The 21,202-nt window shown below is 36.7% G+C and carries 18 protein-coding genes and 1 tRNA gene; 9 read left to right on the top strand and 10 right to left on the bottom strand.

Features of this window, described 5'->3' with window-relative positions; all coding sequences use genetic code 11:
- Positions 1-145: 145 nt before the first annotated feature.
- Together PN497_RS20105 and PN497_RS25975 are read right to left on the bottom strand one after the other, a co-directional pair.
- Positions 146-4,264: a toprim domain-containing protein gene (locus PN497_RS20105; RefSeq protein WP_096568923.1), complete on the bottom strand. Its 4,119-nt coding sequence runs from the start codon at positions 4,262-4,264 to the stop codon at positions 146-148.
- Positions 4,265-4,489: 225 nt separating this feature from the next.
- On the bottom strand, positions 4,490-4,753 hold the full coding sequence (locus PN497_RS25975) for a helix-turn-helix domain-containing protein (protein WP_096568927.1): 264 nt from the start codon (positions 4,751-4,753) through the stop codon (positions 4,490-4,492).
- Positions 4,754-4,995: 242 nt separating this feature from the next.
- Here PN497_RS25975 and PN497_RS20100 point away from each other — a divergent pair, with 242 nt between their 5' ends.
- Entirely contained in the window at positions 4,996-5,382 is a 387-nt protein-coding gene (locus PN497_RS20100; protein ID WP_272110786.1) for a hypothetical protein, read from the top strand.
- An 829-nt stretch (positions 5,383-6,211) separates the two neighbouring features.
- Here PN497_RS20100 and PN497_RS20095 read toward each other — a convergent pair.
- The 5 genes from PN497_RS20095 to PN497_RS20075 form a co-directional block, all read right to left on the bottom strand.
- Positions 6,212-7,858 (bottom strand): helicase HerA domain-containing protein, encoded by a 1,647-nt coding sequence (locus tag PN497_RS20095; RefSeq protein WP_096568932.1) that lies wholly within the window; start codon positions 7,856-7,858, stop codon positions 6,212-6,214.
- Between the two features lie 796 nt (positions 7,859-8,654).
- Positions 8,655-9,251 carry a hypothetical protein gene (locus PN497_RS20090; protein ID WP_096568935.1) on the bottom strand — a complete coding sequence of 199 codons (597 nt, stop codon included), beginning with the start codon at positions 9,249-9,251 and terminating at the stop codon, positions 8,655-8,657.
- Positions 9,252-9,471: 220 nt separating this feature from the next.
- Positions 9,472-9,603, bottom strand: coding sequence for a hypothetical protein (locus PN497_RS20085; protein ID WP_272110785.1), 132 nt, complete (start codon positions 9,601-9,603; stop codon positions 9,472-9,474).
- Positions 9,604-9,689: 86 nt separating this feature from the next.
- Positions 9,690-10,283, bottom strand: a complete 594-nt coding sequence (locus tag PN497_RS20080; RefSeq protein ID WP_096568938.1) for a hypothetical protein — start codon at positions 10,281-10,283, stop codon at positions 9,690-9,692.
- Between the two features lie 20 nt (positions 10,284-10,303).
- Positions 10,304-10,657: a hypothetical protein gene (locus PN497_RS20075; protein ID WP_096568941.1), complete on the bottom strand. Its 354-nt coding sequence runs from the start codon at positions 10,655-10,657 to the stop codon at positions 10,304-10,306.
- A gap of 353 nt (positions 10,658-11,010) precedes the next feature.
- Here PN497_RS20075 and PN497_RS25970 point away from each other — a divergent pair, with 353 nt between their 5' ends.
- From PN497_RS25970 to PN497_RS20060, 3 genes are all read left to right on the top strand, one after another.
- Complete coding sequence (locus PN497_RS25970; RefSeq protein WP_096568944.1) at positions 11,011-11,211, top strand: helix-turn-helix transcriptional regulator; 201 nt, start codon at positions 11,011-11,013, stop codon at positions 11,209-11,211.
- A 182-nt stretch (positions 11,212-11,393) separates the two neighbouring features.
- On the top strand, positions 11,394-12,041 hold the full coding sequence (locus tag PN497_RS20065) for a hypothetical protein (RefSeq protein ID WP_272110783.1): 648 nt from the start codon (positions 11,394-11,396) through the stop codon (positions 12,039-12,041).
- Between the two features lie 68 nt (positions 12,042-12,109).
- Entirely contained in the window at positions 12,110-12,295 is a 186-nt protein-coding gene (locus PN497_RS20060; protein ID WP_096568949.1) for a hypothetical protein, read from the top strand.
- Positions 12,296-12,440: 145 nt separating this feature from the next.
- On the opposite strand, the gene PN497_RS20055 is transcribed toward PN497_RS20060, so the two are convergent.
- The 3 genes from PN497_RS20055 to psbZ form a co-directional block, all read right to left on the bottom strand.
- Positions 12,441-12,512, bottom strand: a tRNA-Gly gene (locus PN497_RS20055).
- Between the two features lie 216 nt (positions 12,513-12,728).
- The gene (gene ribH, locus PN497_RS20050; protein WP_096568952.1) at positions 12,729-13,286 is read right to left on the bottom strand and encodes a 6,7-dimethyl-8-ribityllumazine synthase; all 558 of its coding nucleotides are present in this window, start codon (positions 13,284-13,286) and stop codon (positions 12,729-12,731) included.
- A gap of 182 nt (positions 13,287-13,468) precedes the next feature.
- Positions 13,469-13,657: a photosystem II reaction center protein PsbZ gene (gene psbZ / locus PN497_RS20045; RefSeq protein ID WP_096568955.1), complete on the bottom strand. Its 189-nt coding sequence runs from the start codon at positions 13,655-13,657 to the stop codon at positions 13,469-13,471.
- A gap of 246 nt (positions 13,658-13,903) precedes the next feature.
- On the opposite strand from psbZ, the gene PN497_RS20040 reads away from it, so the two are divergent.
- The 5 genes from PN497_RS20040 (at position 13,904) to PN497_RS20020 (ending at position 21,144) form a co-directional block, all read left to right on the top strand.
- Positions 13,904-16,621, top strand: coding sequence for a CBS domain-containing protein (locus PN497_RS20040; protein ID WP_096568959.1), 2,718 nt, complete (start codon positions 13,904-13,906; stop codon positions 16,619-16,621).
- 693 nt (positions 16,622-17,314) lie between these two features.
- Complete coding sequence (locus PN497_RS20035; protein ID WP_096568962.1) at positions 17,315-17,638, top strand: DUF6825 family protein; 324 nt, start codon at positions 17,315-17,317, stop codon at positions 17,636-17,638.
- A 131-nt stretch (positions 17,639-17,769) separates the two neighbouring features.
- A complete protein-coding gene (locus PN497_RS20030) occupies positions 17,770-19,455 on the top strand; it encodes an ABC1 kinase family protein (protein ID WP_096568965.1) in 1,686 nt (561 codons plus the stop codon).
- Between the two features lie 18 nt (positions 19,456-19,473).
- Positions 19,474-20,208 carry a PP2C family protein-serine/threonine phosphatase gene (locus PN497_RS20025; RefSeq protein WP_096568968.1) on the top strand — a complete coding sequence of 245 codons (735 nt, stop codon included), beginning with the start codon at positions 19,474-19,476 and terminating at the stop codon, positions 20,206-20,208.
- A gap of 738 nt (positions 20,209-20,946) precedes the next feature.
- Positions 20,947-21,144 carry an NblA/ycf18 family protein gene (locus tag PN497_RS20020; RefSeq protein WP_096568971.1) on the top strand — a complete coding sequence of 66 codons (198 nt, stop codon included), beginning with the start codon at positions 20,947-20,949 and terminating at the stop codon, positions 21,142-21,144.
- The last annotated feature ends 58 nt before the right edge of the window (positions 21,145-21,202 follow it).

Genomic DNA, 21,202 nt, shown 5'->3' with positions numbered 1-21,202 from the left:
CGAACAAGAATACAAAAACTTAATGAGGAATCAATCAAAACTAATAGCTTTATTTCCAGATTTTGAAACAGTTTCAATAAAACTAAAAAACAAAATTACAACCTTAAATTGTGTCGAGTATAGGGGACTAGCCCCTATAAATTAGCTAAGGAAATGACGGAACAAGCTTAAAACTAACCTCACCCTCTAAAGCAGCTTGACCTATATCAACTAAATCAGCAAGATTGAATTGAGATTTGATATCGACTTGGGGAACTGCTGCTTTTATAGCCTTAGCATCTAACGTTATTGGTTCATTGTTTGCGATTGCCAACTCATCAATAAATTCCGAGTAAGGGTTATTTTCGCTGAATGCAGACAAACCAATCAATTTACGCATTGTTTCGTGGTAAAGGTTTCTAAGTGCCTGATTATTCTCCCTAACTAACACGTATTTTGTGGCTTTACCATTCCCAATAGTTTCGATCTTATAGCCGAAGATATCCAGCACCTGCCGAATAATAGCTAAAGTAGTTTTCTCAGGTTTGAAACCTAGTAAATTCTTCGCTTTTAAGGGTTCATTAGCTATTTTTTCAGCTATTGACTGTAACAAAGATCCTTTACTTAAATCAAGTCTAGTTCCTGTCAAATTAACGGTTAATTTTGCGCCATTAACATCAATTTCTTTAGTAAATTCTTGGTTAGGCGACTTAACAAACTTTGATGATTCAAATTTTAACGATCCAGCTTCAAGCCAATATTTCTCGCGTATCAGCAAATCTAGTCCCAATTCACGTAAATAAACTGATCTTGGAAGATCAGATTTTTTAACCCAATCGAAATCAAAAAAGTGTTTATTCTTGATCGACTTTTCTAACTTGATTGATTCCTCAATTCTGGTAAACCAAAATCTATCGATCAACAAAGAAAATTCTGATTTTAGTTTCCTCCAAAAACCATCACGCCATAGTTGAATATCATCCTTATTTGGGTTGGGAATTACCCCTAAACAAGCTTTATTAAACTGATACCGATCAAGCAATATTTCCTCATCCCTACTAAATTTCTGATTTTGATTAATTAGCTTTTTATAGTCGTCATCTGAAATTAATTGAGCGATCGCAACTTCGCTATTCTTACCCTCTACAGTTTCAACTTGCGACTTCTTGATCGCGCTATATAAGTCCATTTGTCCTATTTCCGTTTTTGGGTTATACACCCTATCAATAGTTTCCTTATGAACACCAGATTTATATTCTTCCATCCATTTATCAGCCTCCAATAAAGTCCAATTTTGCTTATGTTGCATTAATCTCAAGACTGCACGCCTAAACATAGATCCGATCTTTAGGTTTGATTCAAGAGCTATCATCTCATACATATATTGGCTTGATAAAGCACTCCTAACCAAATCAGCAGGATTATAATAACCTCTTAAACGTTCATAGCCTTTATCAAAATATTGAATTTTTAGGTTAAGTTGCTCCTCAACTTGTTTAGGAGTGTAGCCTGTTAATGTGCTAGATCCTAAAACGGCATTAGCTACCCATATATGGCGCTGCAATCCTTGTTTGTCGCGTAGCCTTAACGGGATCTGTAACGCGTCTGTTGGCAAACCTTGATTATAGAAAATATTAAATTGATAATCAAAACAGTGTGACGCAACACTCACCCCGCTAGAAAAGAAATTTTGATTTGTTATTACAATTTTCCCCTTACAAAACTTTGAAAAATACGCTTCTTGGATATGCTTAGGTTTTGACAATATATCAAAACCAGGATGATCCGGTTCTAAATTTTCCCCATCATGCACAATAATGTCTTCAAACCAAATACCCATATCCATCAATGCATTAGCTATATTTTTAGGGGTGTACGTTGCGTCAAATTTTGCGCTCTGAGAATTAACATTAATTGTTGCGTTAGGTTCATTCAATCGGATCAAATGGACAGCTTTTAGCATATCTTTGGGACTAGCACCATTCCATAAAACGAACTCTCTATTAAATTTGAAACCAGTGCCAATTTTTAAGCTATTTCTAGGCGCGGATCGCTGCACATAATTAACAACCGATTGATAAATATCAGCATCGAGAAATACATTCAACTCGCTGCTATTTAACAACTTTTCAACTTTCGATAAATGTAGCGCCCTATCTTTTTTAATGTGGGTATCACCTGTATGCAAATGACTAATATTCTTGCTACACTCATCAAAAACCAAAATATATTTAATATCGTGTTCCTCCAAAAGTGGCATTACTCTTGTAAACAAACTGTCCAAACAAGTCACGCAACCTCTAAAAATTTTAGGATTTTGATGTATCCAAAAACTCTCATCGACTTGGGGTAATTTATACCCAACACCACAATTTTTTCTTAATGATATTGTAGGCGTTACTACTACAGTTGCAATATTAAAAAGTTCCCAAAAATAGGCGCTCAAAGCTGTACTAAAAGTGGTTTTACCCAGTCCGTGCGGTGCCTCAAAATATATGTTTTTAGATTGTCTTTTTTCGATTTCAGCTATTAGATGATCAACATCAACATTCCGATCATCAAAGCATATATCAAGATTATTCAAACTTAGCTGATTATCAATCAAATCATCTGCTAAGAAGTCAAACATATCTTGACCGTCAATAGTCAACTGACAATCACTAACCTTGTTTTTAGAACCGTTATTTGCAGTAACAAACTTAACTAAATTCACAAAATCAGATTTAGCCCATTGTTTAGCGTTTTTTGTGTCGATGCTAATTTCTCGCTTGTTCCCAATATAAGGTTTCAAACCCTCCCTTAAATCATAGTTGATATACTCTTGGTTTGTTTGTTTAATGTCGGGAATAGCGATCATCGGAATACCCGGCAATAACGCCACATTCCCAAAAACAATAGTTAACGGTTCACAAGATTCACTAAACCTAGTCCAATTTAGGTAAGTAGATTTTGATAGATCAGAGAACCTTAAATTAGAGTTAGTCGTATCTAATTTAGGCTGATCAGCTGTTTCTAAAGGATTATTAATTTTTTCTCTCTTGCAGTAAAAAGCTAATGTTTTACCAACTTTCTCAATAGTTAATTTATCCAGGGAATTATTAGGATCTAAAGTTTCAGATCCTACACTAGCCAACATATTAAATGCAGCAAGATAGGAATCATCACTAGGGGATAATCTCGAATTTTTCGCCCAAATAGTTAATAAATCAAAAGGTGTATTTTTAGTTGCAAGTCCTAAGCTGATTAAGTAGTTGTAAGTCTTGGCAAGAGAGTGACATAGTACCTTATATGCACTGTACCTAGTCCCTGAAATAGAACCTGACTCAATCAAATCTCTGTCTTGTTTCCAGACAAAATCCAATAAATCAAAATTAGTTTTTTTAGCAGACAAAACCAACTCTTTATTGATAGTTATTTGGGGAATTGCTACTTTATTAGGTGTTAATTTTTTGCTACCCTCCTCCTCATATTGAATTGGCCTAATCTTCCCTAGTTGCTGATCAAAAATAGCTTGATTGTGTTGCTTATCAATAGCAGCTAAAAACTCATCAATATTATGATTCTGAAAATAATCAGCAGCGCCAAAACCAGATCCGTTTTTTTCTTGCTTGCAATTAACGGTTTTCCATTCCCATCTGGGCAGATCGCGCCAGAATAATCTGGGTTTTAAAATTAAACAAGGTACACCGACAATTGCACTAGCTACCCTAACCTTAGCTGCTTTTTTAATCCCCTCCAAATCATCATCCATCCAAAAAACTAGCAACGATATGCCGTTATCTTTGAGGAGTTTAATGTTATGCTTTAATCCATCTAACGCCCAACACTTCGCCATAAATGTAGACGCGGCTAATCCCTTTTGACGCAAACTTTCACAATCTTTCTCGCCTTCAGTGACGATGATCGCTTTATTAGCTGCAAAGTTCCTAACATCATCAATTCTATAAGGACTAAAGAATTTTGTTATAGTCCAGTCATACTTTCTAAACAACAAACTATCGAAAGTGAGGGAACTAAAAATACTCTCATCGTGCAACGTACCCGGTTTGAGTTGATATTGTCGAATATCCTTGATAGCTTTACCTTTAACCGGATCTATAACAAGGTCATTCCACCTTATGACAATACCCTCAACATACTTATAAATTATGCGATCGCACTCCCTACCCCTCACATCTTTTTTACTAAACTTGTGACTTGTCCTATATCTTGCCAACTCCCTAGCAGCACTAGGCAATTTAGCAATATCGACATTAGCCGGAATATTAACAGGATTAACGATCATAAGATTATCCTCAAAAAATTACTCAACTTCGCCCTACCTACTCACTATTTTAAGTCCAATTATGTTCTATTCCCGTAGTGCAGACATACCGATAACTTATTGAAAAAAGCCGTTCTAAACTGTATCAATAAGAGAACATTATCTAATGTCAAGCACTAAAGTAGAACCCTTATAGCGTAAGGATTCCAGCCATTGCAAATATAACGATCTATCATCAAAAATCAGCTATTTATCGACTAACGCGACGATCTCGTTAGGCTGTATCAAATAAGTTTCACATATTTTTTTTAAATTGACGCTGCTAGGTATCTCATCTGGATTATTTAAAAACTTATATATAGTGTTTAGACTTATCTTTGTTTCTTTACCTAACCTATACGCGGTAAATTGAGAATAACCCTTACCCGTGCCGTGCAACCTGACATATTCAGCTAATCGTCGTTGATCTGTTGTCTCAATAAATTGCCTTAACGTGTTAACTAGTTTCATTTTTTTAACCAATCACTTTTATCTTATTATACCAAAAAAACTAATAATATAAATAAACACACATAAAAACCTATTCGTAGGGTGTAGGGGCGAAGCATTTGGACGATAACTTAACAGAATGATCGACAAATAAACTTCCAAATGCTTCGCCCAAACCATCACAAACAAACCCAAACCAATCGCAACTATAACAAAATAACTGCTATAATACAAATATATTACAAAACAAGGATGTTGCAATAATGAAAACAGAAATAATAATTGAAACCATAAAATCATGGGCATTCAGATTGTTAATTGATAACCAAAAAAACCAAATAAACATCCAGCGCGGCTGGTTAGAATTTGCCCAACCAATCAACACAGATAACGCCCAAATCGCAACCATCAAAAACCAACTAGCTAAGGATAAAAACTTCATAAAAATAACGGACAATGAGTATATTAATATGTCCTTAGCTAAAGGCTACGAATGTTGTTATTTACCAACCTCAAAAAAAACTTACCAAACCCTAATCAAAATATATTCCGTCAACGATGAGAGCTTAATTTTCGATGTGAACATATATGCTAAATTGCGATCGCAATTCCCAAACAAACTAATAAGCTATGGACTATCATTAGTCTAATCAACTAGGTAAGGAATAGCAGATAACCCGACACTTAGCCGGGTTATTTTTTATACCTGTCCGAAATCTGTACTTAAAAATAGCCTCAAAGCTTTATGCTGTAAAGGTTTGAGCCTGGCCGAAGCCTAGACGATAAAAAAACAGTTCCCAATCACTACTTACAATTTAAGAGGTATAAAACAAACTACTTAAATTTTACGACACTATCCGTATACTGCACTTACAATTTAAATTGTAAGTTGCCTGACTAAGTAACCTATGTAGTAAACCTTGGAAACCTTACACTGCAAGGATTTTAGTTAAACATCAAAAAAAAGATGTTTTTATTAATACAAATTAATCTACCAAATTAATCAAAAATCACTTACAAAATTTTAGTAGCTTAAAAAACTCAGTAGCTGCTATACTTACAATTTTTTAGGATAAATATCTTACTAAGATGTTTAAGTAGCAAACCTTAAAAACCTTATGCTGTAAAGGTTTCAGCAATTTTAAGGATTTTACCAGGGCTAAATCAGGGAACTATAAGGAGTTCCCCCAATCGTCCTTTAAAACCCAATTTAAGGACTGTTGAAAGTAGTTAACGATGATTCTGTTGTTGAAACTAGCTAAAGACATTTAAAGGGTGTTTTTTGTGGGGATTTTTGTGGGGACTTCTAACCAACCCCTCCCTATTCTTTATTAGGTTTCCTCCCAAAAACTTGCTAAAACCTCACTCACCCTTAACTTATTAATATATTATGAGGAAATATCACCGATGTACACAAAAGTTACCTGAAAAATTAAATAAAATACTTAAAAGGAGTACGGCGAACGTACCCCTAACTGATCAACCTTGCAGCTTTAGAACATTCCCATCCCACTCACCATAGCCAGCATCAGCTAACTCTTTTAACCATGCCCTAATCTGATCAGCACTAAAGCGACTGCCATTAACTTTAAAGTTCGGCTGAATATACGCTGCTGTAATTAGCTTTTTATTAGTCCTATTTAGGTAATCTAGTAGGTTTTTAGCATTGTTACTTAACTCAACATTTTGGCTATATAACTCTTCCAATCGTTCCCGTTCCCGTTCCCTGAGCGAAGCTTGCACTGAGCGAAGCCGAAGTGTCGAAGGGAACAAATCCCCAAAAACTCGAATCTTTTCACTAATTTTTGGCAACGCAACCTTAACCCAATCGTTGCTATTTTCTATTTTCAAAAGTGCTGTACCTGACGACATAGGTTGCTTAGTTTGTGGGTTAGTCGTAGCTAATGGCTGTATCTGCTGACTTCGTTCTATTAAATTAGCCAGTCCTTTAATATTACCTAAACAAGATTGTGTATTATTGTGGGCAACAAAAATAACAGGTAATTCTTGTTTCCTAGAAAGTGTTAATGCCACTTTAAAAAACTTACCAATGAGTTCCTTGTCATCAATAAAGTCAGCATACGTGCTGACCTCCTCACATAACACGGATACAGCTTTACCCTGTTTCCATAAATTAGCCCGCCATTCCTCCTCAGATATATTTGATCTTCCAAAATCCTCATATCTTCCCATAACCTCCTCAACATATTCCCTCATATAGTTTTCAATCTCATGATGAGTATTAATAAGCCTCACACCCTGCCATTCATAAGCATTAGAGTTCGGATCTAGCACTACAATTTGATAACCCATATTGGATTTTTCTCTTAACAAGTATCTTGCTAACCAAGATTTACCACTACCCTGATTTCCCCAAATTAAACAAGTAGTTGATAGAAAAGACTTAACCCAGTCAGTTGAATTATCTTCTAGCGTTAACTCTGTAGTTTGTGTTGATTCTTGCGATTGTGCGATCGCCCAACTTCCATACTTATCAAATGACTTACCACCATCCAGCAAATAACCCCAATCGCGATAATCATCCCTACCCATACTCATCAATAAAAGATTAATTTGCACCGGGCTAATATTTCTTAAAAATTCCAGTTTAGCCTCACTAGACTTAATAGGTTTCAAATGTTTAAGCAACTCATTCGCCGAATAATCCACTAGTTGCTTATCAGCTGCTAAGTTAGATCCAGCAATATGATTATTAAGTTCCAAACTACTCAAATAATGAGGTCTGGTATAATTCAAACTTTCTCTTAATTTTGCAGCCGTACCTACAGTCAAACCACCAAACAACATAGCACCAATTCCCAGATTAAACTTGTTAGGATTATCTGCTTTAATTCTCCTAACTGTTGTCAAATTATCACTCGATAAAAAAGCATAGCTATTAAAATCAGGATTTGATGATTTATGTTGATTAGCCACAAAATAAGGATCGGGTATGGTAGCTATCTTTGTTAATTTGCAACTTTCGCCCTTGGGACTAAAACAAACCTCTCTCTTACCTATTCCTGATCCTATTGATGCAAGTAAAGCTAACGTTATTGAAATCGCTCCTAACCCGTAGCTTGCAAATTCCAGATTTAACGTTTCATAGCTTCTTTGCTTGTTCATTTTTCTAGCTCCTTAGTTGATTCATAAGTTTTAATACATCCAACAATCAGCGTATTTAACGCTGTAACCCAGTCATATTAAGGACTTTGAGCCATCCTGGTATCGTTATTAGCTATAACCTAAACTTATCAATTGATTAATTAATAAGTTTTACTAATCAAGTAAAGTAACCCGTACCGTTCGACAAAGCCTTATATAGCAAGCATTTTGAGGAATATTAACTAATTAAGCATCAATCCAAAACACTTATTAATTCGTGTCGAACGAAAACCCTTGTCGAACTGAAAACCCTTACTATATAAGCACTTCGACATTTTGCACCTTACTCCATGTCGAACTGAAAACCCGCCCTGCAATTCGGTATAGCGGCGAATACATAAGATTTCCTTAACTAGCGCCAAGTTAGTTTTATCAAACCGTGAGGAACGGGAAACCCTTGCCTAGACTGCATTATTGAGGATTAATGAAAACTCCCCGGAGGAACTAAACAACATAACCAAAACTTATACAACACCCAATTGATAAGTTTTCTTAATGTAGCTTGACCCAGGCTTAAAGCCTTACTATACATAAGTTTCAGCCTGGGGCAAAGTTACCAGAGGAGCAGGGGAGCTATAAGCAAGAGTTATATATCTAGAGGTTCGGGTTAGAAACGGATAACCCTCAAAAACCAGAGATAAAGGAAGAAATTAGCCAAAAATAGCCAAAATAGAGGTAAAGGTTCTAAAACGGATAACCCTCAAAAACCAGAGATAAAGGAAGAAATTAACCAAAAACGCCCAAAATAGAACCGTGCCTATTTTTTCCTTAGCGCGATCGCTCCAAAGAAAACCAAAAACAACGCTAAAAACACCACAAAGAAATTATTAGCTTGTGGCTCTGGTAAATTGCGATATTCTCGCTCTTGCTTAATAACCAAGTCAAAACTATTTTTAGCTAATGTATCAATCTGATGTAAATCAAAAGATATCTTTCCGGCGTTAGCTGACAAGGCTAATGTCCTTAAAATCTGAATAGGCGCTTTATATTTATCCTCTATTTCCACCCTCACCCGTTCCCGTTCCCGTTCCCGTTCCCTGGAATGATCAAAACTAAAATTAGTCAACGTCACAAGTCCAGATCCTAAAACCGGAACTAAAGAAACCATAACAGGGAACAAACCAACTACCCCAATAGATAGTAAATACTGACTAGTAACAACTTGGCAACCTGCCAAAAAAGCAGTTTGCCCAATTCCTACTAAAAAATCACTAGTATAGTCCTTAGCAACAATAGATTTATAAGCTTGCTTATCATCGTATTGCTGACGATGATCAACCGGAGAATTTACCCTAGTTTCACTACTCAAATTAGCAGTAGCTGATTTGACAATATCCGTTTTATTCGCTATCATAGGTATAACATCCTTAAAAAAATTATCGTTCTACCTTTATTGACCGGATCAGCGAGCGATCTGGTTTTTTTATTTGTGGTTGTTTGCAAAATAAACCTCATAATAATTCCTCATCGAATGACCCAAATAGTTGCCTAAAAAACAAGGAACAAAAACCAAAATCAAAACCAGATAAGGCTTGATCAAAACCGCTTTATATTCCCTAGTTGCCGCTGCTAAATTATCTTTTTTGTGTTGCATAAGAATAAACTCCCAAACCAATTAAACCCGCCCCTAAAGGATTAATAGCAGCAGCTAACCCAAACAATAAACTTAATGTCGCAATTCCGGTATATGTGCATAATTCGATCATGATTTTTTTCTCTCTCTCTGATCTAATGAATGAAAGTGCCATAAGGTAGCGTGAGTCGATCAAAGCTACCTTATAGCTAAGGAAATTTAACTTTTCATTAGTGAAAATATTGCCTTCGACGTTTCCATAGCCTTCATTGTCGCCACTGACTTTTTTTTACCTTGTGAGTTAATTCCTCTAGCAGCTAAAAACTCATTAGCATCACTAGCCATAACCAGTTGAGCCGCTTCACTCGCTTGATTCGCAAAATCATCTAAGTAAGTTTCTAACCCGTTCCTAACTGTTTCAGAGTGAATCGTTACAAAGTCATTTACCGTTTTTTGCGCTGAAACATAAGCAAGGGCTTCATTTATCTGTAGAATTGATAAATGGTAACTACCATAAAAATCACTAAGAGAATTAATACATCCATTGTAAATTTGCTCCTTAGTTTCGTTAGTTAAACCTGCTGATTCGCCCATTTGTGCGATCGCACAATCTTCAAAACTAGTCCCTGTTAATTTCTTAATTCCCTGACTAGCAGCCAATTTTAAACTTTCAACAATCACCTCATATTCGCTCAGTGGAATATCTTTGATCGACTCGTAGTTGTCAGGATAGCGATCCGCTAAAGCAAACCGAATCACGTCCTCATCAATGCTTAGTTGCTTAGATATTTCTTTGATAGAAATGTTAGTCATCTTTTCTCGCTCCTAATTAGTTAATACATTTTTGCGACAGCAGCTTTAAACTTATAGACTGAAAAATCATCAGGATTTTTGCTTATATATTGCGCTACCCTCTCACTGGTTTCGTAAATCTTAAACAACCTGCCGATCAAGCTAATCACCCAACATTGATAAGGAGATAAAGGAGCTTGCTTGTCAATATTTCCATTAGCTTTAGTAGGATACGCTTCCTTGAATCCAGGAACTCGAAAGTAGGCAATTCGTGACCATAAATACAGCGTTGATCTTGCAATTCCCAACTCCTTAGCTAAATTGGTTTTGTTAATAGGTAAATCAGTAAAAAAAGGAGGAGAATCCTTAGCTAGTCCAGTTTTTGCGGTTTTCATAATATGACAATCATCTGGTTTTCAAACATCAAAATCAGGAATCGAACAATAAACTTGCTATTTTTATCAAAAGTGATTGATGTAATACGCTAAAACCTAGTATTTATAAGCAGTTAGGTTACTCGATTCACAATCAATTTCTATCTGATAAACAAGCTATAAATCATTTATTTCTGACTCATGATTACAATGTAACACATAAATTTAGGATACAGCTACTTTCTATTATTTAGATTGTTTATTGTAAAACCATTGTGTTAAGTTGTTTCAACAATATTTACTTATGTCTGCAAACTGTAAACCTAACAACAACAATATGCTATATATATAAGGTAGTTTTACATACAAAAACCATGAAAAATAGAGTCAAGGAACTTAGAAAAGATAAAAATCTCACCCAAGAAGCTATAGCCGAGTTTTGCCAAGTTTCTATTCCGACAATCAAGCGGCTAGAAAACAATAAATCATCCAGAATCCAAGTTTCATTATTAAGTCCATTGTGCAAAATTCTTGACTGCAAGCTAGATGAAATATTCATAGTGAACTCAGATTAGTTTAACTAATCAAACATAGTCCCAAATAGACAGATCAAAAAAACCAGACAGAATCCAAAACCCTTACTATATACAGATTCTGTCTATTCCTCCCTAGACAGATCCCCCCCAAAAAACCATAAAATATTTAAATATAACCTAAAGAAAAATAACCTAAAAATAACAAGATACCTTGTTATACTATGGGAACAAACTTAAACAAGGTGCTAATGATGAACTTGCAAGAATTAGAACTAGCAATTGCCGAAGCTAACCAAAAAATAGAAGAGATAAAAGCTGAATTATTAGCCGCTAAACAAGCTAAAAAAGAATTAGAAAAGAAACAAAAAACAATAAAAAAAAATATTGATAAAGCAGCTAAATTAATTAATCAGACCAGCGAACTATCAGGAACTAGCCATGATGACGTTATTGGCGCGATCAAAACCGAACTTGACAACCATATAGCCGAAACTGCTAATCCAGTTGACACCGATAGCGCCATAACCACTGCTGATCCGGCTGCAAGCGACGCTCATCTTACACAAGCTACAGATTCGCTTAAACACTTGCAGCCCCAAAATGCAGACGACAACGCGCACGATACCCAACTAAATCCTATAAAAGAAGAATTAGAAACAAGACTAACCTTACTAACACTAGGCGAACGTGCAATAATCGCTAAAAACTTAAATTTAAAAAACAGCAGCGAACTGTACAACTATTTAGCCGATGCTAACAAACAAGAGATAGATATACTAGTCAGGGAACTGGAAGAGATCCCCCCAAAAAACGCCCCAAAAATTACCCCAAATTTGCCCCAAAAACATATCCATCAACTAGCAGCATAACCCACATATAACCATTGACTATATTAAATTTATTTGTTATACTTATAGCAGTTTACCGAGTAATCGCCATGATTGAACAAGATATAGAGAACAAGTTAGCTGAAATAGAAAAAACTCATCCTTGGTTCAATGGTAGTAACAAACCAGTCACAAAAGAAAAGACAGCACCCTCACCAGTGCCTACGTTCTCACCTGAGATCGAGAAAAAAATAGAAGAAGTGGCAAGATCACATCCTTGGTTTATTAGACGCTAGGCGCTAAAAATAAAAAAATCCCTGACCTCAACAGTTAGGGATTTTTTTTGGATTTTATTTTTTGGGGCATTTTTGGGGTAAAATTGATTTATTGGTGCTTGATAGGGAACTGGAAAAAACCCTAAAACCCTTACGTAGCAACACAAGCGGGTAACGCGATTCGAACGCGCGACATCAACCTTGGCAAGGTTGCGCTCTACCACTGAGCTATACCCGCGACCTCAACATAATCTTAGTATTTCAGATTTATCTAGGTTTGTCAACCCCTATTGGAAATTTTTTTTTGAGAAGTCAGGAGTCGTAGGGGCGAAGCATTCGGACAAAAATATTGGAGAAAAATCGAGAATTGATCACCCGAATGCTTCGCCCGTACAGGAGGCAGAAGTCAAGAGTCAGGAGGTAAATATTTCTCCCCATCTCCCCAAACTCTCTTTTAAACTACTTCTGACTGTACCAATTTTTGGACTGATGCTGGTAAAGACTGAGCGTTACTGGCATAAGGTTCTGCTAGGTTGGAACGTAGTTGACGCATCAAACTGGCCATTTCTATGGCATTCATGGCATAATCCCAGCCATGATTACTTTTAATCCCTGCTCTTTCCAATGCTTGCTGCATGGTATCTGTGGTCAAAATGCCAAAAATCACAGGTACACCAGTTTGAAAGCTGGCTGCTGCAATACCCTTGGCTACTTCAGCAGATACATAATCAAAATGGGGTGTTTGTCCTTTAATTACCGCACCCAAGCAAATTATGGCATCATAACGTTGAGAGAGTGCCAACTGACGAGCGACGGTAGGAACTTCAAAACTGCCTGGAACCCATACATAATCTACTTGATTGCCTTGGGGGTCAGGATCTATACCGTGACGTTTTAGGCAATCTTGACATCCTTCTAAAAGCTTAACGGTAACTAGATCATTGAATCGACCGATCACCATTGCAAACTTTAAAGGTTCTGTTTGAGTAAAGTTGCCCTCAAAAACTGCCATGACTGCCTCTTATAACTATACTTCTTAGCCAATACATTTTTCTGGATGGAAATAAAGGAGCAGGAAAGCAATATCAGCACGGAAAAAGAACAAAGAAATTTTTGCTTCCCTTTCCTGTGAGTTCAGCTTTTCTGCTCCTCTGGTTTTTATGTTATGTGTGAACGCTTGTGTGCAGCCGTTGTCTACACCACAAAAAAGTTTAATAAACCAACTAAAAGCACTAAAGCAATCCAAACACCAGAACCAACCCACAGCAGCTTTTTAGATTCCACCCAGTTTTGAGGGGTTGCGTAAGCAACAGGAACACCAATAACCAGGACGAAGGACATCAGAACGAGAGATACTAAAGCAAATTGGAATACTATGGTCATTTTTACTTTTCCCAACACAGCGAAATCGTAACTTTCACCAAGACTGTCACGATATGATAGACAGACTAGGCTGATCAGTGAACCATTTAATTTAGGTCTTCTGAACAATTAATATTTTAAAGCTGCTTTGTAACAGTTGATCAGTTATTAGGAAAGAGGTAATGGGTAATGGGTAATGGGTTATTAACCTCCCCCTGCTCTCTTTTCTGTCCCCAGTCCCCAGTCACCAGTCCCCAATCACCTATCATGGATATAATTCTTTGTCACACAACTGCTGATTTTGACGCTTTAGGGGCGGCTGTGGGGTTAACTTGCCTCAAGCCAGGAAGTAAGATTGTCTTAACTGGGGGATCTCATCCACCGGTACGAGATTTTTTGGCTTTGTATCGGGATGAATATTCACTGATTGAAAGACGTTCTGTAAATCCTGAAAAAATACGTTCTTTGATGGTTGTAGATACTCAACAGCGCGATCGCTTAGGAAAAGCTGCTGCATGGTTAGATTTACCGCATATTCAAGAAATCATAGTTTATGACCATCATTTAACACAAGATAGCAATATTCCCACCACAAAATTATATATTGATAAAGTCGGTGCAACGACCACTTTAATGGTGGAAGAATTACAAAAACAGCATATTTCTATTAATCCTGCTCAAGCAACAGTAATGGCTTTGGGTATTCATGTTGATACAGGTTCTTTAACTTATGATCAGTCTACGCCCAGAGATGCTTTGGCTTTAGCTTGGTTGATGCAGCAAGGGGCAAGTTTATCTGTAATTGCAACTTACCGAGATCCAGGTTTATCTCCCCAACTACAAAAATTATTAACTCAATCTTTGGAAAATTTAGAATATATTTGTTTCCGGGGATATACCATTGGACGAGTTACTCTCAAAACTGATAATTTTGTACCTGGTTTATCAGCTTTAGCATCAGAACTGGTAGAATTAACAGAAATAGATGCTTTACTGTTAGCCCATGAATATCTTTTAGAAGATGGAGAAGTTAGATTAACAGTAATTGGTAGAAGCCAAATTACCCATACCAATCTTAATCTTTTATTTCAACCTTTCGATGGTGGTGGACATTCTCAAGCTGCATCTTTCAATATTAGAACCACTGATTCACAATCAATTTTACAACAACTATTAGCAGGGTTAAAATCACAAATTCCCCATCCTCCCACAGCCAGAGATTTAATGTCTTCTCCTGTGCGAACTATTCGCCCAGAAACCACTATTGCTGAAGCTCAAAGAATTTTACTGCGTTACGGACATTCTGGTTTATCTGTTGTCAATCATCAAGATAAATTAGTGGGTATTATCTCTCGACGTGATTTAGATATTGCTTTACATCACGGATTTAATCATGCACCAGTTAAAGGTTACATGACCACTAATTTAAAGACCATTACGCCAGACGCTACCCTACCACAAATTGAGTATTTAATGGTTACTTATGACATTGGACGTTTACCAGTTTTAGAAAATGAAAATCTCGTTGGTATTGTCACTCGTACTGATGTTTTAAGGGAACTGCATCAAAGTGATATAAGTGATGAAGAAATAGATCAAAAAAGCGAAAATAATATTACATTACCACAATTACAAGCTAAATTAAAGCCGCAACTTTGGCAATTATTAAATATAGCATCTCAAGCAGCTGAAAAACGTGGTTGGCATCTTTATTTAGTAGGTGGTGCAGTACGTGATTTACTATTAGCAGAAGGACAAACTGGCACATTAATGATTAATGATATTGATTTAGTGGTAGATGGTTTTCATCAAGCAGCGGATGTGGGTGCAGGTGTGGAACTAGCAAAAGTATTGCAGGAAGTTTATCAAAATGCACGTTTAGAAATTCATGGTGCATTTCAAACTGCTGCTTTATTATGGCATAAACACCCAGAATTAAATTCATTATGGGTAGATATTGCCACTTCAAGAACAGAATTTTATCCTTATCCCGCAGCTAACCCAGAAGTTGAAGCTAGTTCTATTCGTCAAGATTTATATAGAAGAGATTTTACAATTAATGCAATGGCATTAAGGTTAACATCTCCCCGTAGCGGTGAATTATTAGATTTTTTTGGTGGTTTATTAGATTTACAAGCTAAGGAAATCAGAGTTTTACACCCTAACAGTTTTATTGAAGATCCTACTCGTATTTATCGCGGAGTTCGCTTTGCTGTGCGGTTTGGATTCGCCATTGAACAGCGAACAAAAGAGTATATTAACTATGCCATAAATAGCGGAGTTTATGACAGAACAACTCAAGAAAATGTCAAAACTCCTGCCTTACAAACTCGGTTAAAAACTGAATTAAAGCATATTCTTGAAGCTCCCTATTGGCAATCTGCTTTACAATTATTAGATGATTTGGGTGCTTTACAATGTATCCATTCTACCCTAAAATTAGATATTGATATTTTACAAGAATTACGTTTATTGGAAAAATTAATTATCATATATTTGCGAAGCTGTGAAAAACAACAAATATTACATCCTTTTTTACATCCTTGGCAAATGCGTTTAGAGTTATTAATTGCCCATTTAGAACCGCAATATAGAACAAAGGTAGCTAAAAATCTACAATTAGCTGATGATAGTATTAATAGATTAAAGAAATTAGCAGAAATGCAAACAGAGGTAATTTCATTATTACCAAGTTGTGAATTACCGAGTCAAATTGTCCACTTATTGAAAAAATATGATGCACCAACTTTGATGTTAGTTGCTTTAAAAAGTCCGCGCAAAGTTAGACGGAAAATCTGGTATTATTTAACTAATTTGGCAAATGTCCAACCTTTGTTAAATGGCAATGATTTAAAACAATTGGGGTATAAACCCAGTCCGATTTTTAAACAAATTTTGGATGATTTATTGACTGCTACTCTTGATGGTACCATTAAGGATGAATCTGAAGCGCGGGAATTTTTAGCTAAACATTATCCTCGTTAATTTTAATATTGCCAGAATCAGGATGTCCAAGATTTGAGGATTTTCAGGATGTTGATTTAATGTTGATTTAAAAATTAGTAATTTGAATTAGTAATTTGAATTAGTAATTTATATGTGAAAAAGTGCTGTTACCTAATTCTGAAAAATTCCACCTTAAACACCAACAAAAAATTAATCAATTACCATCCTGTACATCCTTTAATCCTGGTTATCCTGATTCTGACAAATTCTATTTTTTAAAACGAACCACAGAGTCACATAGAACACAGAGAAAAACAACATCATGTAAATCCTTAAATCCAGGAAATTCTGATCATGATCTAAAAATCATCTGCGTTCATCTGCGTTTAATTTTTGATATTTAATATTTAATCCTGTAAATCCTCTAATCCTGGACATCCTGATTCTGACAAATCCTGATTGTGACAATTTAAATTTAATTATTCTACTTAATTTAAATTGAACTAATAAATAGTTAATATTAAATTAAATATATTGCAATAAATATTTACGTATGTATTCATAATTATTTAGATATTAAAATTATTTAATAATTCCAGTATTTGAGGGATTACCAGCTAAAATTATACAAATTCATTAGCGTCCCAATACTGATAAAATTCTGAATGATAGTCAACACCTGATGCTGAATGCAAGTTATAATTTTCTTGCGGAGCAACTTTACAAAAATTTATGAGTAATCCTCTTGTGCAAGCCTTTTTTGTAGGCAGAGCAGTAGCAGAAGTAATTAATGAGCGTGTAGAAGTCGCCTTGACCGATGCTTTGAGCGAACTGGGTAAATTTGATGCTGAAGCCAGAGAACAGTTACGCCAGTTTACAGAGGAAGTCATAGCACGAGCTAATCGGGCTGCCGAAGCCTCAGAAACTGGAACAACCAAAGGTAGCGGTGCATCTGGTGTAGGTTCAACAGACTTACAAGCAGAAATTGACGAATTGCGGGCAGAAATCGCTTTATTACGCACTGAATTACAAAAATATCGCAGTGCGTCAAAATAGATAAAGGGAACGGGGAACGGGGAACAGGGAAAAATAACATTTATTACCCATTACCTATTACCCATTACCCATTACGAAGAGTGTCTGTTATTAGTGGAGATTCCGTGAATACCCAACGGTACGAAAAAAATATGGAACAAGGTTATTCAGGTAAGGCTTACCGTTGGAATCGGGAAAAATACTCTAGCAAACGCCGTTTTGTGGATATTTGGTCTTTTGTTCTGACTTTAATGTTCAAAATTTGGCGGTATAATAAAGCTTGGAGTTATCCTGGGGGTGTAACGGAAGCTAAACAAGCTGCTAGACGTAAAGCCCAAGCTATCTGGATTAGAGAGACCTTTTTAAATTTGGGACCGACTTTTATTAAAGTTGGTCAGCTGTTCTCTACCCGTGCTGATATCTTTCCTAGTGAATACGTGGAAGAGTTATCTAAGTTACAGGATAGAGTACCAGCCTTTAGCTATGAACAAGTAGAGGCAATTATTGAGCAGGAGTTAGGTAAAAAAATTCCTGAACTATTCCACAGTTTTGAACCAGTTCCCCTGGCTGCTGCTAGTTTGGGACAAGTTCACAAAGCTGTGTTACATTCTGGAGAATCGGTAGTTGTCAAGGTGCAACGTCCGGGACTCAAAAAGCTGTTTGAAATAGATTTACAAATTCTCAAAGGTATTGCCCGCTACTTCCAAAATCATCCTAAATGGGGACGGGGACGAGATTGGATGGGTATTTATGAAGAATGTTGTCGCATTCTCTGGGAGGAAATTGATTACCTAAATGAAGGGCGCAATGCTGATACTTTTCGCCGCAATTTCCGCGCTTATAGCTGGGTGAAAGTACCCAGGGTTTATTGGCGTTATGCTACTTCTAGGGTCATTACTTTGGAATATGTTCCCGGAATTAAAGTGAGTCAATATGACGCTTTAGAAGCTGCGGGTGTGGATCGGAAAGCGATCGCTCGTTATGGCGCTCAAGCATATTTACACCAATTACTAAATAACGGTTTCTTCCACGCTGATCCCCACCCTGGTAATTTGGCAGTTAGTGCCGATGGTGCTTTGATTTTCTACGACTTCGGGATGATGGGAACAATTAAATCCAATGTCCGCGAAGGATTGATGGAAACTTTGTTTGGCATCGCTCAAAAAGATGGCGATCGCGTGGTACAGTCTCTGATTGATTTGGGTGCGATCGCACCAATAGACGACATGGGTCCGGTGCGGCGTTCTGTCCAGTATATGCTGGATAACTTCATGGATAAACCTTTTGAATCTCAATCAGTGGCCGCCATCAGCGAAGACCTGTATGAAATAGCTTACAATCAACCATTTAGATTTCCAGCAACTTTTACCTTTGTCATGCGGGCTTTTTCTACCCTGGAAGGGGTGGGAAAGGGTTTAGACCCAGAATTTAATTTTATGGAAGTTGCCCAGCCTTATGCAATGGAACTTATGACTAATAGTAGTGGTTCAGAGGGGAATAGTTTCTTGAATGAATTAAGTCGTCAAGCAGTACAAGTCAGTAGCACTGCTTTAGGTCTACCACGTCGATTAGAAGATACACTGGATAAACTAGAACGGGGTGATATTCGTCTGCGGGTTCGTTCCCTAGAAACAGAACGTCTGTTAAGGCGACAAACTAGTATTCAAATGGGAATGAGTTATGCTTTGATCATCAGTGGATTTACAATTTCTGCTACGATTCTTTTGGTGAATCATTATGTATGGTTAGCAGCAGTAGCAGGTTTAATTGCTGCCGGAGTTTCACTTGTACTTCTCCGCCTAATTTCACGCCTTGACCGTTATGATCAGAAGTATTAATTATTGCTGCACAAATTTATGAAACTTAACTTCGTGGGTTTGACCGATCCAGGACTTATTCGTTCTAATAATCAAGATGCTTACTATATAGACCCGGAAGGACGGTTTTTTATAGTTGCTGACGGTATGGGCGGTCATGCAGGAGGAGAACAGGCCAGTCACATTGCTACCCAAGAAATTCGGGGATATTTAGAAAAAAATTGGCAATCTTCTGAATCTACGCCAGAATTATTAAAAAACGCTTTATTGTTCGCTAATGAAGCAATTTTGCAGGATCAGCAAAATCATCCTGAACGTGCTGATATGGGGACTACTGCTGTTGTAGTGGTTTTTCGTGATTCAGATTTACCTTGGTGCGCTCATATCGGCGATTCAAGATTATATCGTTATCGGAAATCCCAATTAGAGCAAATCACAGAGGATCATACTTGGGTGGCCAGAGCTATCAAAATAGGCGATATCACTGAGGAAGAAGCTAGAGTTCATCCCTTCCGTCATGTTTTATCTCGCTGCTTGGGACGTGAAGACTTGCATCAGGTTGAAGGACAACCACTAGATATCCAGGTTGGCGATCGCTTACTTTTATGTAGTGATGGACTCACGGAAGAACTCGTCGCTCCCCAAATTAAAACTTGCCTTGACAATTTTCCCGTATTGGATAAAGCTGCTTTCTCTTTGGTTGAAGCAGCAAAAGAGGAAGGTGGACACGACAACATTACTGTTGTCCTTGTAGTTGTTGAGGAAAATTCATAATAGGGAATAGGGAATAGGGAATTAGGGATTGCTGATAGCGTAGCGTGGCGTTAGCCATATAAATATGAAAACTTTACGAAACTGTCACCTGTCACCTGTCACCTGTCACTGGTCTTTCACAGATAACTTTTTCAGCAAACCCTAATTATCTATTCTTCCCATATCCCTATCTTCCAATGCCCAAAAACCAACAAAGTAAATATACTCAGCATTTTGTTCAATTTGAGCATTTTTTATGTTAGCAAATTGCTAAAAATATCTTTAAGCCTTTCAATTCACCTGATGAGGCTAAATTTACATTAGACTTCTCCGAAAAAGACGTAGAGACAATTCATGAATTGTCCCTACCAAGGGTTTCAGGTTATGCTTATGTAATTCTCGGAGATATCTATTATTTAGAAAATTGAAATTTTGAAATTATCGCCCTTGTTAGTCCCAACTGCAAGGATCAACAATCAAGCTCAAATAAATCTACTGTAAAAATCCTTGATTGGTCCATAAGTCTATTTACATAAAACCTGCTTTCAGGAATCATGGGCTTAAAACATTAGATTTAAACGCAAGATTTAGAAACAGAAAAATTAACCGCAAGGTACTGGGCAATTTGTCAAACAATTGTTATCTTTCTTAATACAGAGGAAAAACAAATGCTGAAAACAAATATCAGCCCAAGTCTCACACCCTTGGCTTTTCTGTCACCAATATCACTGTTAAGCGTTGTTTTTTGAGGTTTTAACTATGAATCAACCAATAGAGCTTTCCTTGGAACAGCAATTTAGCATTTGTTCATTTGCTACACAGGTCAAGAACATGAGCCATGAACAAGCACAAGAGTTTTTGGTTAAACTCTATGAACAAATGGTTGTAAGGGAAGCAACTTATAAAGAGCTTCTCAAGCATCAGTGGGGATTAGATTCAGGTTCCACTATGGCATAGAGTAGGTTTGCTTTTGTCGCAGTGGGCGACCTCCTTCTCTTGCTTGGTTCCACCAGCG

This window comes from Sphaerospermopsis kisseleviana CS-549, assembly GCF_028329225.1.
GTDB classification, from domain to species: Bacteria; Cyanobacteriota; Cyanobacteriia; order Cyanobacteriales; family Nostocaceae; genus Sphaerospermopsis; species Sphaerospermopsis kisseleviana.
The sequence above is the reverse complement of the archived record's forward strand: the minus strand, read 5'-3'. Positions and strand labels throughout refer to the sequence as shown.

Bases quoted from the DNA above. Each gene is read 5' to 3' on its own strand.
- PN497_RS20105 (WP_096568923.1), bottom strand. From the start codon at position 4,264: ATGATCGTTAATCCTGTTAATATTCCGGCTAATGTCGATATTGCTAAA.
- PN497_RS25975 (WP_096568927.1), bottom strand. From the start codon at position 4,753: ATGAAACTAGTTAACACGTTAAGGCAATTTATTGAGACAACAGATCAA.
- PN497_RS20100 (WP_272110786.1), top strand. From the start codon at position 4,996: ATGAAAACAGAAATAATAATTGAAACCATAAAATCATGGGCATTCAGA.
- PN497_RS20095 (WP_096568932.1), bottom strand. From the start codon at position 7,858: ATGAACAAGCAAAGAAGCTATGAAACGTTAAATCTGGAATTTGCAAGC.
- PN497_RS20090 (WP_096568935.1), bottom strand. From the start codon at position 9,251: ATGATAGCGAATAAAACGGATATTGTCAAATCAGCTACTGCTAATTTG.
- PN497_RS20085 (WP_272110785.1), bottom strand. From the start codon at position 9,603: ATGATCGAATTATGCACATATACCGGAATTGCGACATTAAGTTTATTG.
- PN497_RS20080 (WP_096568938.1), bottom strand. From the start codon at position 10,283: ATGACTAACATTTCTATCAAAGAAATATCTAAGCAACTAAGCATTGAT.
- PN497_RS20075 (WP_096568941.1), bottom strand. From the start codon at position 10,657: ATGAAAACCGCAAAAACTGGACTAGCTAAGGATTCTCCTCCTTTTTTT.
- PN497_RS25970 (WP_096568944.1), top strand. From the start codon at position 11,011: ATGAAAAATAGAGTCAAGGAACTTAGAAAAGATAAAAATCTCACCCAA.
- PN497_RS20065 (WP_272110783.1), top strand. From the start codon at position 11,394: ATGGGAACAAACTTAAACAAGGTGCTAATGATGAACTTGCAAGAATTA.
- PN497_RS20060 (WP_096568949.1), top strand. From the start codon at position 12,110: ATGATTGAACAAGATATAGAGAACAAGTTAGCTGAAATAGAAAAAACT.
- ribH (WP_096568952.1), bottom strand. From the start codon at position 13,286: ATGGCAGTTTTTGAGGGCAACTTTACTCAAACAGAACCTTTAAAGTTT.
- psbZ (WP_096568955.1), bottom strand. From the start codon at position 13,657: ATGACCATAGTATTCCAATTTGCTTTAGTATCTCTCGTTCTGATGTCC.
- PN497_RS20040 (WP_096568959.1), top strand. From the start codon at position 13,904: ATGGATATAATTCTTTGTCACACAACTGCTGATTTTGACGCTTTAGGG.
- PN497_RS20035 (WP_096568962.1), top strand. From the start codon at position 17,315: ATGAGTAATCCTCTTGTGCAAGCCTTTTTTGTAGGCAGAGCAGTAGCA.
- PN497_RS20030 (WP_096568965.1), top strand. From the start codon at position 17,770: ATGGAACAAGGTTATTCAGGTAAGGCTTACCGTTGGAATCGGGAAAAA.
- PN497_RS20025 (WP_096568968.1), top strand. From the start codon at position 19,474: ATGAAACTTAACTTCGTGGGTTTGACCGATCCAGGACTTATTCGTTCT.
- PN497_RS20020 (WP_096568971.1), top strand. From the start codon at position 20,947: ATGAATCAACCAATAGAGCTTTCCTTGGAACAGCAATTTAGCATTTGT.